Below are 18,487 nucleotides of genomic sequence, written 5' to 3'. Positions count from 1 at the left end.
TGCATCTGATTAGGTTAGTGAAGAAGGAGGAGAATGATGAGAAAGGAAAACAGCGACTTCAAAACAAGCTTTCTATCTGAAGCGGGTTCATTTATGCAAAATAAAGATTACTTTGCTTATGCGGAGCTGGATGATGTTGCTTGCTGGGTAGCAGTGAAAGGGCTAGATTCTGATCAAGAAATCAATAGTGCAGAATTAGCAGTAAAAGGCATTCTGGAAAAGTTTATGGAAAAACCTTCGATGTCTAGAAAGAGAATAAAAAAGTATATAAAAAATGCCCAAGCTGTTCTTCAGGCCTAAAGCTTAAGGGTAAGGTTAAAAGCAAGCATTATCATGGTCGTCTCGGATTACTCTAAAATGATCTATGCCGTAGCAGGAAACTCCCGACTTTATCACTTTCGAAATGGCATCGTGACTTATAAAAGCAATGATCAAAGTTTAGCAGATGAACTAGTGAATGATAGAAACCGTTCTCTCGATATCAGCCATCATGAAGAAAGAAATAATTTACTCAATTATCTTGGTAAACCATCAAATTTCCAACCGTATATTTCGAAAAAGGTGAAACTTATGGATGGCGATGTGTTGCTACTATGCACAGCTGGATTTTGGGAAGAAGTTAGTGAAATTGAAATGGCTGATGCGTTGGAAAGTATAAAGGATCCGGAGCAATATACTGAATTATTAGAAGAAGTACTATTAAGTAGGCAGCGCAAAGTTGTCAATAACTATACAATGGCAGCGATATTTGCTAATAAAGTTTATCAAGAAACAAACAAGAAAAAAATGAAATACATCAAAATGATTGCTGCTGCGCTTATTGTAACATTAATTGTTGGGGGTAGTACGATTTACTATCAAGCAAAACAAGCAAAAAAATTAGCAGAATTAACAGTAGAGATGAAAGAGCATGAAAAGACAGGAAACTTGAATTTCCAAGATGGGAATTATGCGGATGCTTTACTGGAATATAGTGAAGGCAGAAATGCTGCGAAAAAATTAAAAGACCCTGTACATAGGAATTTGCTTGCGAAAAAATTAAGAGTAACACAACTCATCATAAATGGAGATAAGGCATCTGAAGAAGGGCAATTTTCTGAAGCAATGGAACATTATGAAAAAGCCAATAAAGAAGGAAAACTTATAAAAGGTTTTGGAAAAGAAGTCATTGAACAAAGAATTGCGAATATGGGTTCCATCGTACAAATTGTGGAAGCTATCAAGGATGGAGATTTTCGATTTGAGGCTGAAGATTATAATGGTGCCTTAGAAATCTATCAAAAAGCAAGAAAGAAAGCGCTAGCTGTTGCTTTTACTGGTGAAGAGCAAATCAAGACAAAAATTGAAGAAACAGAAGAAAAAATAGCTGAACTAAAGAAGGCTCAGAAACAATTACAAGCTGAAGGTTTAGAAAAGAGTGGAGACCAAAGCTATGCACGTTTAGATTACGGGAAAGCAATTGAATCTTACACATTGGCTCAGGAAATTTATCAGGAAACAGAGTTACTTGCAAAGGTTTTAGGACTAGAGCGAAAAATTATGAATGCAAATGATAAATTAAACCCAGTTCCTCAAGGACAAGCAGCTGACACTGCAACCCCATCGATGGATGAAGCAACAGGCGCTGAAGAGCCTTCAAATATGGAGATGATGAAAGAAGGAAAGTAACGTGATGAAAGAGCTCATGTTTGAACGGTTACGTAAAGTTGAAAATTTAGAGCAACGGCAACTGTTAAAAGATATTGTTAGTGGCGTATTTGTCAATTTAATAGACTATCAAGAAGAAATGAATAAAAGGCTAGAGGAACGGATATTCAATGAAATTGATGATTTGGAAAATAAGTACGATATTTATGTCACACTTTGTGCAAAAGAAGATGTCGATCCAATTCATGATTGCTTATTCCCGATGCTCCCATCTGATCTTGATAAGCAGCCAATCGATGCGGCAACATTGCTCGATTCACTAAATGAACATAAAAAAACAGTCCTTCTTACTTTGTTCTTACAATGTGATACATGGCAACTTAATCAATTAATTACGGAACAAAGACTTTTTACAGGAACACTATTAACGACAGATGGATCTGTAGAGGTTAAGGTGCGTTTGCAAAAAAATACAATGTATTTAGATGAAATTGAAAAATTATATCCTATATTTCATATGAATGGGTTACCGTGGAAAACAATCAATCATCCCTTTGCCCACAAGTTTTTTGATGTTGTGTTAGTTGAATGTCCGACCTTCAACGAGGATACGGAGATTATTAACATAACCATTGATTTACAAGAGTTTGAACAAATGAAACACCTGAACATGGTACCATTGTGGAACATTCAAAGGCACGAAGTAAAAAATGTAGGATTTCCAATACCTGCAATTGATAAAGTGAATTATGAACATGTCCTTTCGCTTCGAAAAATGGGAAACCAGCATGGCTATCTCATTGAAAGTGATGAAAACAATGTTAGATATGTTAAGCGCTCCGACAGTGAATTGACGGTCGTATCTCCGCAAGATAAATCGGGAAGTTGGCAATTATTAAAAATAGCACAATTGGAAAAAGAAAAGATTGGCAAGTTACATTACGAGCTACTGTCTAATCGCAGAATGGATCGTTTTATGCATAAATTTGCTAGTAAGTATAGCGTAAATGTGAAAACAAAAGGAGAAATAATTCGCCTAGTTAATTCATTTGAAATAGCAGAAAAACTAGAACTTGTTGACATAAAAATTATGGAGGCATTCCAAGGCAAAAGTTTTAGCTATGCAGCCAATCCTTTTTTAATAAATATGTTAGGCGAGCACAGTAACAAAAAAACGATGTTGTTGGAATTTAAAGCGAAAGAGGCCAAAAATTTTATTTCAAACGACATCTTAAGCTTTCTAGTGGCCGAAGTACAAAGGCAGTTCTTTGAATATAAATGCGAAGGTACATGGCTATGAACTATATTTGGGATTTTCTTATTAGTGCAGAAGAGAAGGGTTTTAGTAAAAAGGATATTCAATTTATGCTTGCTAAAACATTCTCACCATATATGGAACTAAGTCCACCATTATTAAATACACAAGATGTAGTGCAACATATGGAGATCAATCCATATTATCGCTTTGATGAAATATTTAAAGACCTATTTCATCCTGACAATTTAACAGATTTGGAATTAAGAGAATACTTACTCGATATCGTCCTTCATTTTCTAGCCGATATTGATCGCATGCAAGGTATGAATAAGAGAGAATATTATGTTCGATTTATATTGAAAGAAATGGAAATGAACGTATTCGGAGAACGAGTACGGGACAATTTATATGCTTTGACGAAAAAGGAACAAGAAATAGTAGTACTCAATCTTTTAAGGTTATATCAAACAGGAGATGCTATTTATCTGTTAAAAGATACACTCAAAAAGCTCTTTAAGCACTGTGTTATTTATGTTAGATCAGAGGAACACGATGAGCTACTGTTATACATTGCTCAAAAAAAGACTGAACGCAATGATAGCAAAGTGCAGCTTATTCAAGAACTGTTTTTGCCAGTAAGTTTCCATATGGAGGTTTATTGGGAATATCACTTTGGCATAATCGGTACAGAGGAGACCATGAAGCTAGATCAAATAGCCCTTTATTGATCTTTTAGCGGAGGAGGATGCAGGATGAATAAATATTCGTATAAGCTGTATGCGAATAATCGTTACACAGAAAAGAAGTATATGACATTTACACGGGTTGAGTTAATGGAGATGACAACTTTCCAACTTCGAAATATTTGCTACAAGGAAAAGTTGGTTACAGGTCTTATGAATACTCTTACAAGAGATCAACTCATCGAAACGATATTGCGTTATCGTGGTGCTGAAGAAACCCTTCTTATAAAAGAGCGGAAAGATGGGGGTTTTGAACGAGTTGAAGCAGCGATGCAAACATATTTAAAGACGCCTCTTTCTGATAATGGAGAAATTAAAATTCCTGCAAAGATGAGTTTATATAATGGCATGAAAATCGATAAGCCTGATCAGTATCTCGTAGAAACAGGTGGATTTCTTACAGAGTCCAATGTGTTGCTAGTGAATGAGCAGCTTGAGCTATGTGGTCTTCTGAATTTACGCAAGGATGACCAATATCCAAATCGTTATTTTCTAGCTGCAGATCAAGCAATTGGCATTAGACAAACGAAAAACAAAAATTACAGCTTTATTTTTTTAAGAAAACAAGATTCAGAGTATATGTACAAAACGTATTATCAAGAACATCCGCTACCACCTACTAATCTCCATTATTATAAGGTACCTATACCAGATTTAGAAATTAAAGAACTTGAAACAACTACAGCTATTCTTGCAATCGACTTTGGAACGACTAATACGACGGCAGGAGTCTATTTAGATAGTGATTATGTGTCCTCGCCATGTAGTCACGATTTGCTCAATAAAAGAATTCACTTAAATACCATAAACTTTGTTGCTTTTCCTGATTCTCTCCATCAAAACGAATGGATTGAAGTAGTACCGACTGTGATGAGTGTGGCAGATTGTTCGAATCCAGATCAAATAAACTATCATGTCGGTTATGATGCTTTAAAGATGATGAAAAAAAATAGCTATACCTCTCTTGCCACAAAGTTTCAAGGAATTAAACGATGGGTTAGTAATTATACAAAATTAGAAGAAGTAATGGATGCAAACGGCAATACAGCCATTGTTCCTCGTAGTCAAATTATAAGGGAATTTTTGTTATATATAATACGCATGGCGGAGCATCAATTTAAATGTCGCTTTAAGCATTTGCATATTTCCAGTCCAGTGAAACTAAAGACACAATTTTTAGATATGTTCCACGCCATATTGCCAGAATATCAAATTGAAACTGAGCATGCACTCGATGAAGGAATGGCCGTACTCTATAATACAATTGCTAATCAAATCGAGAATAATAGCTTTATGGATGGAAAAAAGTATAAAGCACTCGTAATTGATTGTGGAGGTGGTACGACCGATTTATCGTCTTGTCAATTTGCAATAGAGGATGGACATATTTCTTATAAAATTGATATCCATACAACGTACGAAAATGGAGATACAAATTTTGGCGGTAATAATATTACCTATCGAATTTTTCAATTTATGAAAATTGTCTTTAGCAATTATTATAGTCGTGGCACAAGCGTCTACGATATTGATACTTTCATTGATATACCTGGCAAGGATATCTATCGCTATGTCGACGATTATGGTGTGGAAGCGGTCTATGAACAATTTGAAAAGGCCTTTCGTGAAGCAGAAGACATTATTCCTACACGTTTTAAAGAATATGAAAATCGTACGCGTGATGAGTATTTGCGCGTGCGCAATAATTATTATTTTTTATGGGAAATGGCTGAGGAAATGAAGAAGGAGTTTTTCCGAAAAACAGGCATTTTACGAAGTCGTTTTTATTCGGAAAAAGATTTACAGCAGGAGAGCGATTTGAACGTAACTGCTGTTGACCGATGGTGTCTATCTTTAGTAGAAAACAATCAATTCAAAGATGTGTATGATTATCCGAACGTATTTTTTAATATTAAGGAAATTAACCATCTTATTAAGGCTGATATATATGATATTGTACGAGAGTTTTTGGAAGAGTTTTATGAAAATGGACAACTTAGCGAATATTCAATTATTAAGTTAACAGGCTAATCGTGTAAAATTGATGCTTTTCGTGAGGCATTAAAGGAATTTGTACCTGGACGAAGTATTGAATTTAGGCAAAAGGCTGACAACGTCGGGAAAGTACCTGAACTAAAATTATCTTGTTTAAGAGGCGCACTGCGTTACTTAAATGCCAAAAAGATAGGCATGATTGAAACGAATGTCACGAACCATGCGCCTGTTGTGCCTTATGCTGTTAGTGCTTTTACACATAACCGCCAAGAAAAATTACTGATAAGCAGTTTAGAACGACTGAACCAAATTCATGGCAGCATTTCTCGACCTTGGGGTGTGACGGAAGTTGAATTCTTCCTAACGGGTAGCGATAACCAAACGCCATATAAATATATTTATATAAACCGTAAAGAAGACTTTACGCCGACTCTATATGAAAATATCGCAGCGCAATATCAAGATAAAATTCCACAAGATGAGACGGATTCCATTACAAATGGCGAAGTGAAGTTCTTTGTATTTGCCGCAGAAGATCACTGGGGTTTCCATGTCGTTCCTGTAGCGAGAAGAGAAGAACAACTTTTTGTTGGCAATAAAGCATTCTTTGCGTTTGAAACGGAGTTATCCGAATTAGATTTCTTCGACGGCTTAAAGTAAGCACTCAAAAGTGAAAACAAGAAAAGAGGTGGGTGACAGCTTGTTTGCCAATCAATATCCACATTTTCAAAAAGGTCGTATTTTAAAGCGAGAAATGTTGGAGAATTTACGAGATTATCCAAGAGAGTTTTTAGATCTGTATTTCCAAGATTACTCGAATGGCATTATTGCGGGTGTCCATATTATTGTAGCAGATTCACAACTCATTATTACAAAAGGCATTATTAAGCATAATGGAAGGCTATATATGCTACATAGTAGCTATGAGCTTCCTTATGAAGCTACAGGGCACGAAACGATATTAAAAGTACGATTTCCTGAAGCAGTGAATAACCTTGATTATACCCATTACACAACAGAAATTATTTTAGATGATTCCGTTGATCTTGCACAAAATGAACTAGAATTAGCACGCTTTAAATTAAAATTAGGAGCCAAACTGCGCTCACAGCATATCGACTTTCTCGACTTTGCAACTGAATATAACACAGTAAACTATCATCATTGTCATTATGCTGGCATACAAAAAAGCACCTACCACCCACTTATATTGCAATATTTTGCACGAGAGCTTTTAAAATATCGTCCAACCAATCCATATGATATAGCTTTTGCCTTAGAGTGTTTAAATCAGGAGAGAGTGCAACGAGATGCGATTGATTTCTATATTTGCAATAGGCTAGAGCTAGACTATCAAACGTTAAGTAATAGTCAAATTCATAAGTATTTAAATCGTATTTTAATGGACGTAAAGGGTGGCAGCCGTATGAAGGGACTCAGTCAAGGTCGCCCAAAACGTATGATTGTGGATTAGGTAGTGATGTGCTAAGAAAACAAGATTAATAGAGAAGAGCATGTTTTAACGATTTCATCACAAAGCAAGTCGTATTATACCAACACTAGCTATAAGAAAAATAAAAGAAGGTCTATGCATACTAAAAGACTTTTTAACAAAGGAGGGCGAAAAAATGAGTTATATGGATGAAGAAGTAATTGAGATGACCAAGCATGCAAGGCAGAAAAAACGAACAGAGAACATTGAAAAGCAATTGTTACATACGGACATTGTGAAAGCCATTCAAAATGGCCAGCTAACAATTGAAGATGAAACAATTGAATTTGCACAGATTGGCTTTTACGAGAATCAAATACAAATGTTTATGCCTGTAGCATTTGAAGAGATGGAATCGGAATTAATGAATATTAAATATCCATCAAGCCGTAGACCGGATTACATTTACACAAGTGATAGCACGTCCATAAACGTCACGATGAAACTAATGGAACAACAATTAAAAGAAGAAGAGTTAGAAGATTTTACTGAAGCGATGATGAATATCGTGCAAAAGTTCCAGCCAGGTGCTGAAATGTTAGATATCGGCATGAAAGAAGTGAACGGTCTACAAATTGGTTATTTTGATTTTATTTCGAAGGCACTCGATAACAAAATTTATAATTTAATGTTTTTATTTATAGTAGATGGTCATGTGGCTATGGGTTCAGTTAATTGCTTGAAAAAAGAAATGGATATATGGCAACCGATTGCTTATGGCATGTTGGAATTAATCTCAATCGAAAACAAATCATTGGATGGAGAAGGTGTTGTTTGATGGAGCGAGTTAACAAGGAAACAGCAATGACGTATAAAGATTTAATTGTGATGCCCTATAATATCCGCGTCAGCGAAATCGAAATCACACAACAAATGAATGAACATGCGGTATTACATTTAACAGGCATTATACCAGATGAACTTGAAGACTCCTACGTTTACATGACTGACGCTGAAACAGCTATCGAAGTATTGCAAATCGGCAGTAATGGCCAATCGCCTATTTTTAATGGATTAGCATTAGATGTACAAGTGAAATCGGTGCTGGGTACGTATTATTTGGAGGTGAAGGCAGTTTCACATACGTATGTATTAGATGTGAAGAAAAAAAACCAAACGTACCAACATGCTAAGATGCCATATACAGAATTAATCAATGCATGTATTGCCGACCAACCAGGTGCCGACTTTATGGATCATGTCACAAAGGGTGCTAGTATTGGTAGCTTTACAATGCAATATTTAGAGACAGACTGGGAGTTTCTAAAACGTATGGCTTCTAGATTTCATACGGGCTTAGTGCCAGACACAATTCATAGTGCACCAAAATTTTACTTCGGCGTACCATTTCAAGCAGGTGCTGTACAGAAAATAGATGCAATTAATTACCGTGTGAAAAAGGCAATTGGTAACTTCCTTATTTCTAGTAAAAATCATCTCGACAGCATTACGGACAGTGACTATATGTATTATGAAGTAGAATCGACCCAACTATTCAAAATCGGCAACGAAGTCACGTTCCAAGCCAAAAAACTATATGTTTATAAAATCGTATCGAAGCTTAAAAATGGCTTATTGAAGCATATTTATACGCTTACACCAAAGAATGGTTTCAGTGTTCACACGACGTATAATCAAGCAATCATCGGCGCGTCTATTCAAGGAAAAGTCATTGATGTGGCAGGAGATAAAATCCGCATTCATGTCGATTTTGACGAGGGGCAAGAAAAGAGTACAGCCTATTGGTTCCCATATTCAACAATCTATGCGTCAGAAGATAATACAGGGTGGTATTTTATGCCAGAGTTATCTGACAATGTGAGAATCTATTTCCCAAGCAACCGTGAGGATGAGGGGATTGCCATTAGCTCCGTGACCAAAGCACCACCACAATCGGGTGCTATGTTAGCAGCAACGAATCCGACCAGTCAAGGTGGGGGCGGTAGTGCTGCCCCTCCAGAGGATAGCCGCCAAGACCCAGTACGTATGGCTGATCCAGATGTAAAAACACTTAGAACGAAGCATGGTAAACAAATTCTACTAGCTCCTGATCGTATTGTCATTTCTGGTGGTGGATTAATGATTTCGTTAATGGATGATAATGGTATTTCTATTATTAGTGATAAAAACATTAACTTAAAAGCAACAGACAAAGTCGTTATTAATGCCAAGCAGATTATGATCAATGCCAATGAAAAAATTGAGATGACATGTAAAGAGAACTCAATCAAGATGGAGGACAAAATGGAGATTAAAGGAACAGAAGTACGAGCAAATTAGTGGGGAATGTAGACGCATGAAACGAGAAGAAGCCTTACAGCATTTTATGGATGAATGTGTGGTAGTCCATGTCAACCGGTTACAAGCAATAGTCGATCGACAGTTTCGTCAAGACAAGGATGTTTTACTTCAACCAATCATTCACGCATTTGAACAACTATTTGCGAATATTAGCAGACAGCAACAGCAGGGTAAGTTAGCCCCAGTTGCTTTTATTCATCTATCATTGCTACGAACATCTTTACTAGAAAACAAGTTTACGTATTTGCTAGAAGCATATGGGGAAACATGGTATTTCGATTGGGTAGAATGCACAGCAAAATATGAAGCACATTGGCTTTGTGAAGCGATGAGGGATTTACAAAATACGCTAGAAAAAGAAAGAAAGTCATATATTAGCATTCAAACAACGGACGTTCGAGTCATTCTGCAGCAGACCGTTATACAGTTTCATCAATATATTGTCCAATTGCTACGTTATCTCTTTCGCTATCACCAAGAAAGCGTCCCTACAATCAATTTTCAACGCGCGACATGCTTGCGTTTCCGAGCTGGCGAATATAAAGGGTTTAGTGAAGATATTGCACTGATTGACGAACGGCAACAAGTGAAAAAAGATATCCTGTTATCGTTAGAGAAGAAAGAGGCGAACCAATCGTATACGTTTGAAAACTTTTCAAACCTATCATTAATGCAACAAGATTTGAGCCATATGAACTTTTCCTATGCAAATTTCCAAGACAGTAATTTAGCAGAGGCTTCATTGCATCGAAGTGTTTGCATCGGTACAAATTTTATTGGTTGTCAATTAGCGAATGTTGATTTTTCGTATGCAATGATTCAAGATGCAGATTTTCGAAATGCTAATTTAGCTGGTGTTAATTTTAGACATGCACAAGGAAAAACATTGAAGTTTCCTAATAATGAAGTTCCTTGCTACCTTGGTACGGATTTCAGCAATGCGAATTTGCAACAGGCAAAATTTGAATTTGCACAAATGGCAGGTGCTAATTTTACGGGTGCTAATTTAAAGGGCGCCACTTTTTTTCAACGAGATCAAGCGAAGTATCAATTTAGCCAAGCCCAGATAAAAGACATTCATTGGATTTGAAGCTTACAGGAGGACAAAATGGAATACTTTATTGTTCAACAAGACCAAAGTATTATCAATCCTATTATTCCTTTGAAGACGGACCTTGATGATGATTTTGTGTGCTCTTCAGTATTTGCAGAAGTGGTGGAAAAAGAACAGGGGCTATATCTAGATTATTTAGAAAAGCCTCGAACAATTGTGTCAGAGCAATTAAAAAAGCTGTTAGCAAAATATGAGGATCACTTAGCGTTTACAGCTATTGTTTTTACGGATGTAAAAAAGGGGACACAGCGCTTGTATTGGCTGATGGAGGTTGAAAAGAAGAATTGTATTTCTCATGAAACCACGTATTATCCAGATGGACGTATCAAGGAGCTTGTGATAAACCCGAAAAAGGTTGAATTAGATTATATTTTTCAAGTCAATAGTCAAGGAAATTCTTTTACAATCGTTAATCTAGATGTGGCAGAAAGTATATTAAGACGACCATTTCTTGGCATTCAGTTGCAGCGAGTAAAACTTGAAAGAAGCTAAAAAACGTTAATTGCTAAAGTATACTGATGCATCTGGAGTCAAACAAAAAAAGAATAAGTCGTAGTTTGAAACATATACGAAGGGTAGGTTATTAAATGGCTCAAGTTGTAGAAAATTTGGAGACAGAAGGTTCAGAACAAGAGCAATTTAGTTATGTAGTTCATGGAGCAATTATTTCTTGTGAGCATGGTAGTCATCTAAATTATTTAAATTTACCGCAGGATCATGGCGTTTATATTAAAGGGAAAGCCGTATTGAATGTGGGCGATCGTAAACCTGACAACATCCCAACCTTTGGCGTGTGCCTGAAATTAAAAAAACCATGTACGCCTGCATGCTCCATCGACTGGATGGAAGGAATGGAAAATGTCAATATCGAGGGCAAGCAAGCGTTATTGTCACGATGTCATACGCAATGCTCAGCAGGTGGAGGAAAAATTGATATTGTGCATGATGGACAAGAGGAATTAACAATACCGAAACAAGGCTTTTAAAAAAGAGTGTTTGAAAGGAGGTAAGTAATGAAAACGCTAGGAGAAAAGGAAGTCAACAAGATAACTACGTACGAGGATCTTGTGCTCGAGTGGCCTTATCCTCTTATTCATATAAATAAACTAACGATAAAACATCAAGGCAATGATCATGCAAGACTGTCCTTTACAGGAATGATTGCGGAAGAGCAAGCACAAAAGTATATTCAACGTGTCAGTCATTCAGATAAAGTCGTTGTAAAATTTGGTCGACAACAAGACATCTTGTTTTCAGGTAGAATTGAAAATGCAGAGTTGCAGGCAGCGCAAGGGGTGCATTATGTCTATGTCGAGGCAGTATCGTTTACAGCCAATATGGATGTTGAAAAACGCTCGCGTTCTTTTCAAGATGCGAATATGACCTATGTAGCGTTACTAGATACCATTGTGGGGGCTTATCCTCATGGGGATTACATCGACCAGGTGTCCAACGGTCAAGCAATAGGTCATATCTCGATTCAATATATGGAGACAGATTGGACATTTATTAAAAGAATGGCTTCTAATCTACAGGCGGTTGTTTTTCCTGATTTACAAGGAAAGGGACCACGATTTTGGTTTGGCACACCCGAAAGTAAGAAACGTATAACAATCGACCATCTACCTTCTGTATTACATATGGATATAGATACGTATCGATTAATTACTGAAAACGATGGTACGGATGTAAGTGAAACCGATTATACATTTTGTGAATTTGAAAGCACAGAAGCGTACGAGTTGGGTACATCGGTACAATTAAAGGGAAAATCCTATATAATTACGGTTCGGGAAATTCATCTCGAAGCGGGTGTACTAAAATTCCAATATACTGCCCAACCAGAAAAAAGTATTCGTCAGCGATTAGTACGCAATCTAGATTTGATTGGCGCAGCTTTTACAGGGAAAATCATTGATGTTACGCAAAACACAGTCAAAATTCATTTAGATATCGATAAAAAACAAGAGAAAGAAAAAGCACATTGGTTTGCTTATTCAGCAGATGCAAATGGTGTCATGTATTTAATGCCGCAAAAAGGTGCTCGTGCCCAATTACATTTTCCAAGTGCTGTGGAACAAGATGCCATTGTCATTAGCTCGGTGCGTGTTGCACCAGCTACACCAGAGGGTGGGCAAAAACAAACGAAAAAAATGGCAGACACGACCGTGAAATCATTGGCGACCAATGCGGGGAAAGATATGACATTAGGTGTGGGTGATATTTCTTTTAGTGCAGTAGATGGCGTATTAGACCTTAAGATGGATGATGGAGAAGGCGTAACATTTCAAAGTAATAGTACCATTATGCTAGCGGCAGATGAAACACTTGAGATGAGTGGTATGAACGAGTTATCTGTAGAAGCGGAGGAATGGATTGCCATTTCAGCAAAGGAGCAAAGCCATATAATCCTTGCAGCGGACACACAGTTAATTAGTACACTGATTGAACAAGAAGGCATAGAGAAAAAAAGTCAACCACCGAAGTTAAATGAAGAAGCAATCGAAGCTACATCCAAAGTGGATGTTATCTTCCCACAAAAAGCAGAGCAGAAAAAAGAGAAAAAAGGCTTCTTTAGTAAGGTGCTTGATAACGTTAGTTTAGCGTTAGATGTTGCTGGATTTATTCCAGGTATCGGGACTTTCGCGGATATTGCCAACGCTGGTATTAGCTTGGCAAGAGGAGACTATATGGGCGCGGCGATGAATATAGTCGGTGCAGTGCCAATCGTTGGGGATGCTGCAAAAACAGCCTACAAGTACCAATAAAGCCGCAAAAGTAGCAGAAGCAGCTAGTAAAACTGCCAAGGCTGTAGATAAGGCGGTGGATGCTTCAAAAGCAGTAAAAGGGATGAAAGCCGCTTACTCCAAAGTTGCGCAAACACTCGATACTGTGTCAGCACTGGCTAACAAAGGCACAAAAAGCATGAAAACAGCAGCCGATAAAGTAATCGCTTCGATGGATGAAGTGCTAGCTGTTTCAAAAGCTGTCGATGGTATGAAGGCGATGGCCAAAACAGAGTTAACCAAACTCAATCATCAAGTATTAAAGAAATTTAACTGTACAAAAGGTTTAAGTGATAAATTCTGTAAAAAAGGCTTTGAACCGGTTGATTTAATTACCGGGCGTATGATCTATGAAGGTGTCGATTTCGAACTTCCAGGCCCTATCCCTCTTGCATGGGAACGTGCGTGGTACAGTGATAGTAGTCGAGTTGGTTTAACCGGGCATGGTATGCACTTTACATACGATCTAGCCTTAGAGATATTTGAAGAAGAAGACCTTATTGGCATTGTGGTGACGGATGGTCGCGCAGTAGGGTTTCCAATTTTACCAATTAATTTACCATATTTTAATAAAAAAGAAAGAATGACCCTGAAAAATACAGGTGTGGAATACCATTTGTTTGAGCATGATACACGCTTGCTTTATGTATTTGAACAAACAACCGAAACGACATATCGATTAAAAGAAGTAAGAAATGAGCAAGACCACCATATTCAATTTGCGTATAACCCAAAAGGCTTCTTATCTCAAGTAACAGATAGCGTAGGGCGCGTACTAGATGTTACGACCAATGAAGCGGGCAGAATGACGGAAGTTGCTTTACGCAACCAAATGAGTCGTGAAGTGTTAGTGCGCTATGTTTACAATGATGTTCAAGATTTAATCGAAATCCAAGATGCATTAGGACAAAGTACACATATCCAGTATGTCAATCACTTAATGATGCAAAAAATAGATCGCAATAAAAATAGCTTCTTCTGGCGTTACGATGGGCTAACTACAGGTGCGCGCGTTATTAAAACATGGGGAGATGGCAATGTCCTAGCGGGTGAGCTTGCCTATTACGATGGCTATAACGAAATTACCAATAGCTTAGGGCATACAAGTACTTACTATTTTAATGAAGATAACCTCTGTACGAAAATTATGTATCCAGATGGTAGTGAGGTCAGCTATAACTATAATGAGGACTTTGAATTACTGCAAGAAGTAGATGAAGATGGTCGCGTAACAACTTTCAGCTATGATGAATGGGTCAACCCAAATACGATGACGCTTCCAGATGGCAGTACTTTATCTTCCCAGCATGATGCCAAAGATCGATTGATTCAGGCAGTTAATCCAGAGGGCGGCAGTCGTCAGTGGATTTATAATGAAGACGGGACATTACAGGCAACGATTTTAGAAGATGGTACAAAGACTGAATTTTCCTATAATGAGCATCGTTTAATCGATACAGTGACAAATGCGCAAGGGCATATGGTAAGCTTAACGTATGATGCTGACCTAAACTTAAGCCGAGTCACATTGCCAGATGGGACAAGTTCAACATGGACATACGACAGGCGTGGGAACTGCATAAGTACAACTAATCCGCTTGGAGCCACGGAAAAGTTCCATTATGATCATTTAAATCGCCTAGTGCGCGCCCATCTATCTGATGGTAACGATGTTCAACTAAAGTACAATGCCTATGATGATATTATTTTTGCAAAGGATAACCATACACAAGTCGCTTTTGACTACACAATTCTTGGAAGCTTAACATCCCGCAAACAAGGTGGCAAGCAAGTACAATTCACCTACGATACAGAGGAGCAATTAAGCGCTGTTATCAATGAAAAAGGCGAAGCATACACCTTTGAACGCGATACCAAAGGCCATATTATCAAGGAAATCGGCTTTGATGACATGGAAAAATCGTATGAGCGAAGCCTTGCAGGATTCGTACAACGGATTCAACGACCAGGGAATCGTTGGACAGCGTATCAGCACGATGCGCTAGGAAATGTCATTCGCTCTGACTACTATGACGGTACGTGGGAAACATTTAGCTATGACAAAAACGGCGCATTACAAGAAACGGAAAATGAGCATATAAACGTCAAGCTAGAACGTGACCCATCAGGACAAGTCATCAAAGAATGGCAAAACGACCATTGGATTGCTAGTAGCTATGACGAGTTAGGCAATCGTTCACAGATAACAAGTAGCCTCGGTGCCAAAATCGATGTGACGCGTAATGAACTAGGCAATGTCTTACAAATGACAGCCTCTCGCTCCGAGCAAGCCCAGTGGACAGCCTCGATGCAGTACAATGAACTCGGTCAAGAGATTGAAAGAATCCTACCAGGAGATGTTATTAGCAAGTGGCAGTATGATATCACAGGTAGACCAACACATCACAGAGTAAGTAGCCAAAGCCGAGATACGCGAAGACGTGCCTACAATTGGGACGTCAACCATCAATTACGCAGTATGGTCAACGAGCTAACGGGTGTAAAAGTGACTTATGGTTACGACGAATTTAGTAACCTCGTGTGGGCCAATCAAGATAGTCGTCAATTTGATTTCTTATACCGCAGTGTCGATGATGTCGGCAACTTATATGAAACAAAAGATAAAAAAGACCGTGTTTACGGCGCTGGCAGTAGATTACTAGAAACAAAAGATGCCAAATTCTCCTATGACGAAGAAGGAAATCTCGTAGAGAAAGTCGAACATAATGGAGATACATGGCAGTACGAGTACTATGGCAATGGCATGATGGCCAAGGTCATAAAGCCAGATAAGACAGAAGTAACTTTCAAGTATGACACACTAGGTAGGCGGATAGAGAAGTGTTCGGAAGGTAGAGCTACTCATTTTGTGTGGGATGGCAATACGATTTTGCATGAGTATTTCTTGCAGGATGATTCAGTGGAGAATGCCTCACAGACAGATGACTTAGACAGTCTCGTTACATGGGTATTCAATGATGGATTTGTCCCTTCAGCAAAAATCACGAATAAAGGCAACTACAGCATTATTAGTGATTATCTAGGAACACCCGTCGAAGCTTATGATGAACAAGGTCATAAGGTTTGGTCGGCTGAGCTTGATGTGTATGGGCGAGTGAACGAGTTTACGGGTGAGAAAGATTTCATTCCGTTTAGGTATCAAGGGCAGTATGAAGATATTGAAATAGGCTTGTATTATAACCGATTCCGATACTATGACCCAGAGCAAGGGAATTATACGCAGATTGACCCGATTGGGCTTGCGGGTGGGAATCCTACGTTGTATGGGTATGTAAATGATCCAAATAGATGGATTGATATATTTGGATTAAGCAAAGGATCTACAGCACTAGATAAATCCCTAGGGGGAATAAAGGGCGATGGAAAGCAAGCACATCATCTTATACCTGAGTTAACTTGGAATCAATATGCTAGTTTCTTAGATAGTATTGGTTTACCTAGAGAAATGAGAGATCATTTTACAAATGGTTTATTAATGTCAGATAGTTCTGCAAATGCAGAACTTCATGGACAAAAACTGTATCATAGATCAAGGCATCGGAATTATACTGATATGGTGCGTATAAAATTAGAAAATATAAGGGAGAAGTATAAAAATGATCTAATAGATGCAAAACAAGCAAAACAATACACAGAATCTCTACAAAGAAGTCTGAGAAAAAAATAATTTCTGGGAAAATAAAAACTAAATCAGCTTGTGGTAGATTATCATAAATGAATACAAGAAGGGAATGACATTCTAAAATGGGGAAAAAATTTGCGATTTTTAAAAAGAAGGTATATTCTGTCCTAATTTACTTGAGGGGATAATGCATACAGAATTTTTGAAAAAATCCATTTGAGCCAAGAGATTCAGATGATGGAGAATGGAGAACCTCAAAAAATATAATAACAGAGTTGCCAAAGGAAATATGGTTCGTTTCCAAAGATAAAAAATATGATTTTGATTTCAGATGGGAGGATGGTGGATTTTTTGTATCATTAGAATTTCTTAATCTATTGAAAAAATTTGAAATTAGGAATTTTCAATATACCAAATTATATATGGTGAATAAGCATAAAGAAAGTATTTCTTCGAAAGAGTATTACTTTGTGCGCTTTTATAATAAATTAGAAGATGTCATAGATATGGAGAAATCGAACATTGAATTCTATAAGCAAAATGGTCATATAAAAAAAATATGGGATTTACAATTGGAAAGCAAGGCAATGCTTCCTGAAGTGTTTCAAATTAATAACATTAGACTCTTCAGAGTAATGTTCTGTTCAGAAGAATTTAAAAATGAAGTTGAAAAACTTAAATTAAAGGGAATTACTTTTGTACCTTCAAATGAAGCGGATGTATATAAACCTTAATAATGTAGCGGTACAAATTGTACTTAGTGGATATAGCGATAGGGAAATTTAAACATACTTTAAAAGAGTAGCAATGACCTAAGATTGGATTATATTGCTACTCTTTTGAAAAGGGTTTATAACCTTGATAAAAGAAAAAAGATGTATTTTCAATATACCAACTTTAATTAATGAAGTAAAAAAAGTAAGTTTAATTAATAATCTATAATACTTTCTACAAATAAAGATAAATTACAAAATTTCTAATGTGTTAAAAATCATAAGGGGGGGAAGAATCATGCAAGAAAATTGGGTAGTTTACCAGGATGATCTTAAGGTACGTGAATTAAAAAGGGATGAGATGGATGAAATAAAACAACTATCTGTGCTAAGTAAGGAAAAATTAAATCTAACAGATAGTGATGATAATTTAAAGTCCCTCGACACGATTAAATTAGCGTTGGCTAATTATAGAGATAATGAAATAAAAGAAGATGAAGTTGTCGAAATAGCATTTGAAATTGGTTCTTTATATGGAACTATTATAGAAAAAGAATATGGTTGGAAATGGATGCATGTAGAGAAAAATGATAATAAAGGCTATTGTGTAGTCTCTGAGGACAATAAGTTTTGTTGTCCAGTTCATAACTATATCTATACCATTTTGACGGATATAGATAAAAGTAACAATGTTAAATTACTATTTAACATGCTGGAAGTAATTCATAAAGAGAAGACCAATGGGTTATATAATTTTATTAGTTAAGTACAACACTATTTATAATAAATTACACT

At 37.0% G+C, this 18,487-nt stretch carries 14 protein-coding genes and 1 pseudogene; all 15 read left to right on the top strand.

Annotated features, from left to right (window positions below):
- Positions 1-33 precede the first annotated feature (33 nt).
- On the top strand, positions 34-300 hold the full coding sequence (locus LO754_RS14890; protein WP_231784693.1) for a hypothetical protein: 267 nt from the start codon (positions 34-36) through the stop codon (positions 298-300).
- 57 nt (positions 301-357) lie between these two features.
- A complete protein-coding gene (locus tag LO754_RS14885) occupies positions 358-1,668 on the top strand; it encodes a serine/threonine protein phosphatase (RefSeq protein WP_231784692.1) in 1,311 nt (436 codons plus the stop codon).
- Between the two features lie 4 nt (positions 1,669-1,672).
- Positions 1,673-2,947 (top strand): hypothetical protein, encoded by a 1,275-nt coding sequence (locus LO754_RS14880; RefSeq protein WP_024361251.1) that lies wholly within the window; start codon positions 1,673-1,675, stop codon positions 2,945-2,947.
- Positions 2,938-3,633 carry a hypothetical protein gene (locus tag LO754_RS14875; protein ID WP_024361250.1) on the top strand — a complete coding sequence of 232 codons (696 nt, stop codon included), beginning with the start codon at positions 2,938-2,940 and terminating at the stop codon, positions 3,631-3,633. Before LO754_RS14880 ends, LO754_RS14875 begins: the two co-directional genes overlap by 10 nt.
- A gap of 24 nt (positions 3,634-3,657) precedes the next feature.
- Positions 3,658-6,303, top strand: a pseudogene (locus tag LO754_RS14870) (molecular chaperone).
- Positions 6,304-6,343: 40 nt separating this feature from the next.
- The gene (locus LO754_RS14865; protein WP_024361248.1) at positions 6,344-7,117 is read left to right on the top strand and encodes a hypothetical protein; all 774 of its coding nucleotides are present in this window, start codon (positions 6,344-6,346) and stop codon (positions 7,115-7,117) included.
- Between the two features lie 154 nt (positions 7,118-7,271).
- Positions 7,272-7,913 (top strand): hypothetical protein, encoded by a 642-nt coding sequence (locus tag LO754_RS14860; protein WP_024361247.1) that lies wholly within the window; start codon positions 7,272-7,274, stop codon positions 7,911-7,913.
- Positions 7,913-9,415 carry a phage baseplate assembly protein V gene (locus tag LO754_RS14855; RefSeq protein WP_231784691.1) on the top strand — a complete coding sequence of 501 codons (1,503 nt, stop codon included), beginning with the start codon at positions 7,913-7,915 and terminating at the stop codon, positions 9,413-9,415. The genes LO754_RS14860 and LO754_RS14855 overlap by 1 nt, the downstream gene beginning before the upstream one ends.
- Before the next feature lie 16 nt (positions 9,416-9,431).
- Positions 9,432-10,526, top strand: a complete 1,095-nt coding sequence (locus tag LO754_RS14850; protein WP_231784690.1) for a pentapeptide repeat-containing protein — start codon at positions 9,432-9,434, stop codon at positions 10,524-10,526.
- Between the two features lie 18 nt (positions 10,527-10,544).
- Positions 10,545-11,042 (top strand): hypothetical protein, encoded by a 498-nt coding sequence (locus tag LO754_RS14845; protein ID WP_024361244.1) that lies wholly within the window; start codon positions 10,545-10,547, stop codon positions 11,040-11,042.
- Between the two features lie 95 nt (positions 11,043-11,137).
- Positions 11,138-11,536: a DUF4280 domain-containing protein gene (locus LO754_RS14840; protein ID WP_024361243.1), complete on the top strand. Its 399-nt coding sequence runs from the start codon at positions 11,138-11,140 to the stop codon at positions 11,534-11,536.
- 27 nt (positions 11,537-11,563) lie between these two features.
- Positions 11,564-13,318, top strand: coding sequence for a hypothetical protein (locus LO754_RS14835; RefSeq protein WP_231784689.1), 1,755 nt, complete (start codon positions 11,564-11,566; stop codon positions 13,316-13,318).
- Positions 13,287-17,024, top strand: a complete 3,738-nt coding sequence (locus tag LO754_RS14830) for a DUF6531 domain-containing protein (protein WP_231786335.1) — start codon at positions 13,287-13,289, stop codon at positions 17,022-17,024. Before LO754_RS14835 ends, LO754_RS14830 begins: the two co-directional genes overlap by 32 nt.
- A gap of 230 nt (positions 17,025-17,254) precedes the next feature.
- On the top strand, positions 17,255-17,713 hold the full coding sequence (locus tag LO754_RS14825) for an Imm43 family immunity protein (RefSeq protein WP_435892037.1): 459 nt from the start codon (positions 17,255-17,257) through the stop codon (positions 17,711-17,713).
- Positions 17,714-17,990: 277 nt separating this feature from the next.
- Positions 17,991-18,458 carry a hypothetical protein gene (locus tag LO754_RS14820; RefSeq protein ID WP_231784687.1) on the top strand — a complete coding sequence of 156 codons (468 nt, stop codon included), beginning with the start codon at positions 17,991-17,993 and terminating at the stop codon, positions 18,456-18,458.
- The last annotated feature ends 29 nt before the right edge of the window (positions 18,459-18,487 follow it).

This window comes from Lysinibacillus sp. GJ-1 (assembly GCF_021166035.1).
GTDB classification, from domain to species: Bacteria; Bacillota; Bacilli; order Bacillales_A; family Planococcaceae; genus Lysinibacillus; species Lysinibacillus sphaericus.
Note: the sequence above shows the minus strand (reverse complement) of the source record. Positions and strands in the feature narration are given on the sequence as shown.

Bases quoted from the DNA above. Each gene is read 5' to 3' on its own strand.
- LO754_RS14840 (WP_024361243.1), top strand. From the start codon at position 11,138: ATGGCTCAAGTTGTAGAAAATTTGGAGACAGAAGGTTCAGAACAAGAG.
- LO754_RS14875 (WP_024361250.1), top strand. From the start codon at position 2,938: ATGGCTATGAACTATATTTGGGATTTTCTTATTAGTGCAGAAGAGAAG.
- LO754_RS14835 (WP_231784689.1), top strand. From the start codon at position 11,564: ATGAAAACGCTAGGAGAAAAGGAAGTCAACAAGATAACTACGTACGAG.
- LO754_RS14890 (WP_231784693.1), top strand. From the start codon at position 34: ATGATGAGAAAGGAAAACAGCGACTTCAAAACAAGCTTTCTATCTGAA.
- LO754_RS14880 (WP_024361251.1), top strand. From the start codon at position 1,673: ATGAAAGAGCTCATGTTTGAACGGTTACGTAAAGTTGAAAATTTAGAG.
- LO754_RS14830 (WP_231786335.1), top strand. From the start codon at position 13,287: ATGCTGCAAAAACAGCCTACAAGTACCAATAAAGCCGCAAAAGTAGCA.
- LO754_RS14850 (WP_231784690.1), top strand. From the start codon at position 9,432: ATGAAACGAGAAGAAGCCTTACAGCATTTTATGGATGAATGTGTGGTA.
- LO754_RS14845 (WP_024361244.1), top strand. From the start codon at position 10,545: ATGGAATACTTTATTGTTCAACAAGACCAAAGTATTATCAATCCTATT.
- LO754_RS14860 (WP_024361247.1), top strand. From the start codon at position 7,272: ATGAGTTATATGGATGAAGAAGTAATTGAGATGACCAAGCATGCAAGG.
- LO754_RS14885 (WP_231784692.1), top strand. From the start codon at position 358: ATGATCTATGCCGTAGCAGGAAACTCCCGACTTTATCACTTTCGAAAT.
- LO754_RS14820 (WP_231784687.1), top strand. From the start codon at position 17,991: ATGCAAGAAAATTGGGTAGTTTACCAGGATGATCTTAAGGTACGTGAA.
- LO754_RS14855 (WP_231784691.1), top strand. From the start codon at position 7,913: ATGGAGCGAGTTAACAAGGAAACAGCAATGACGTATAAAGATTTAATT.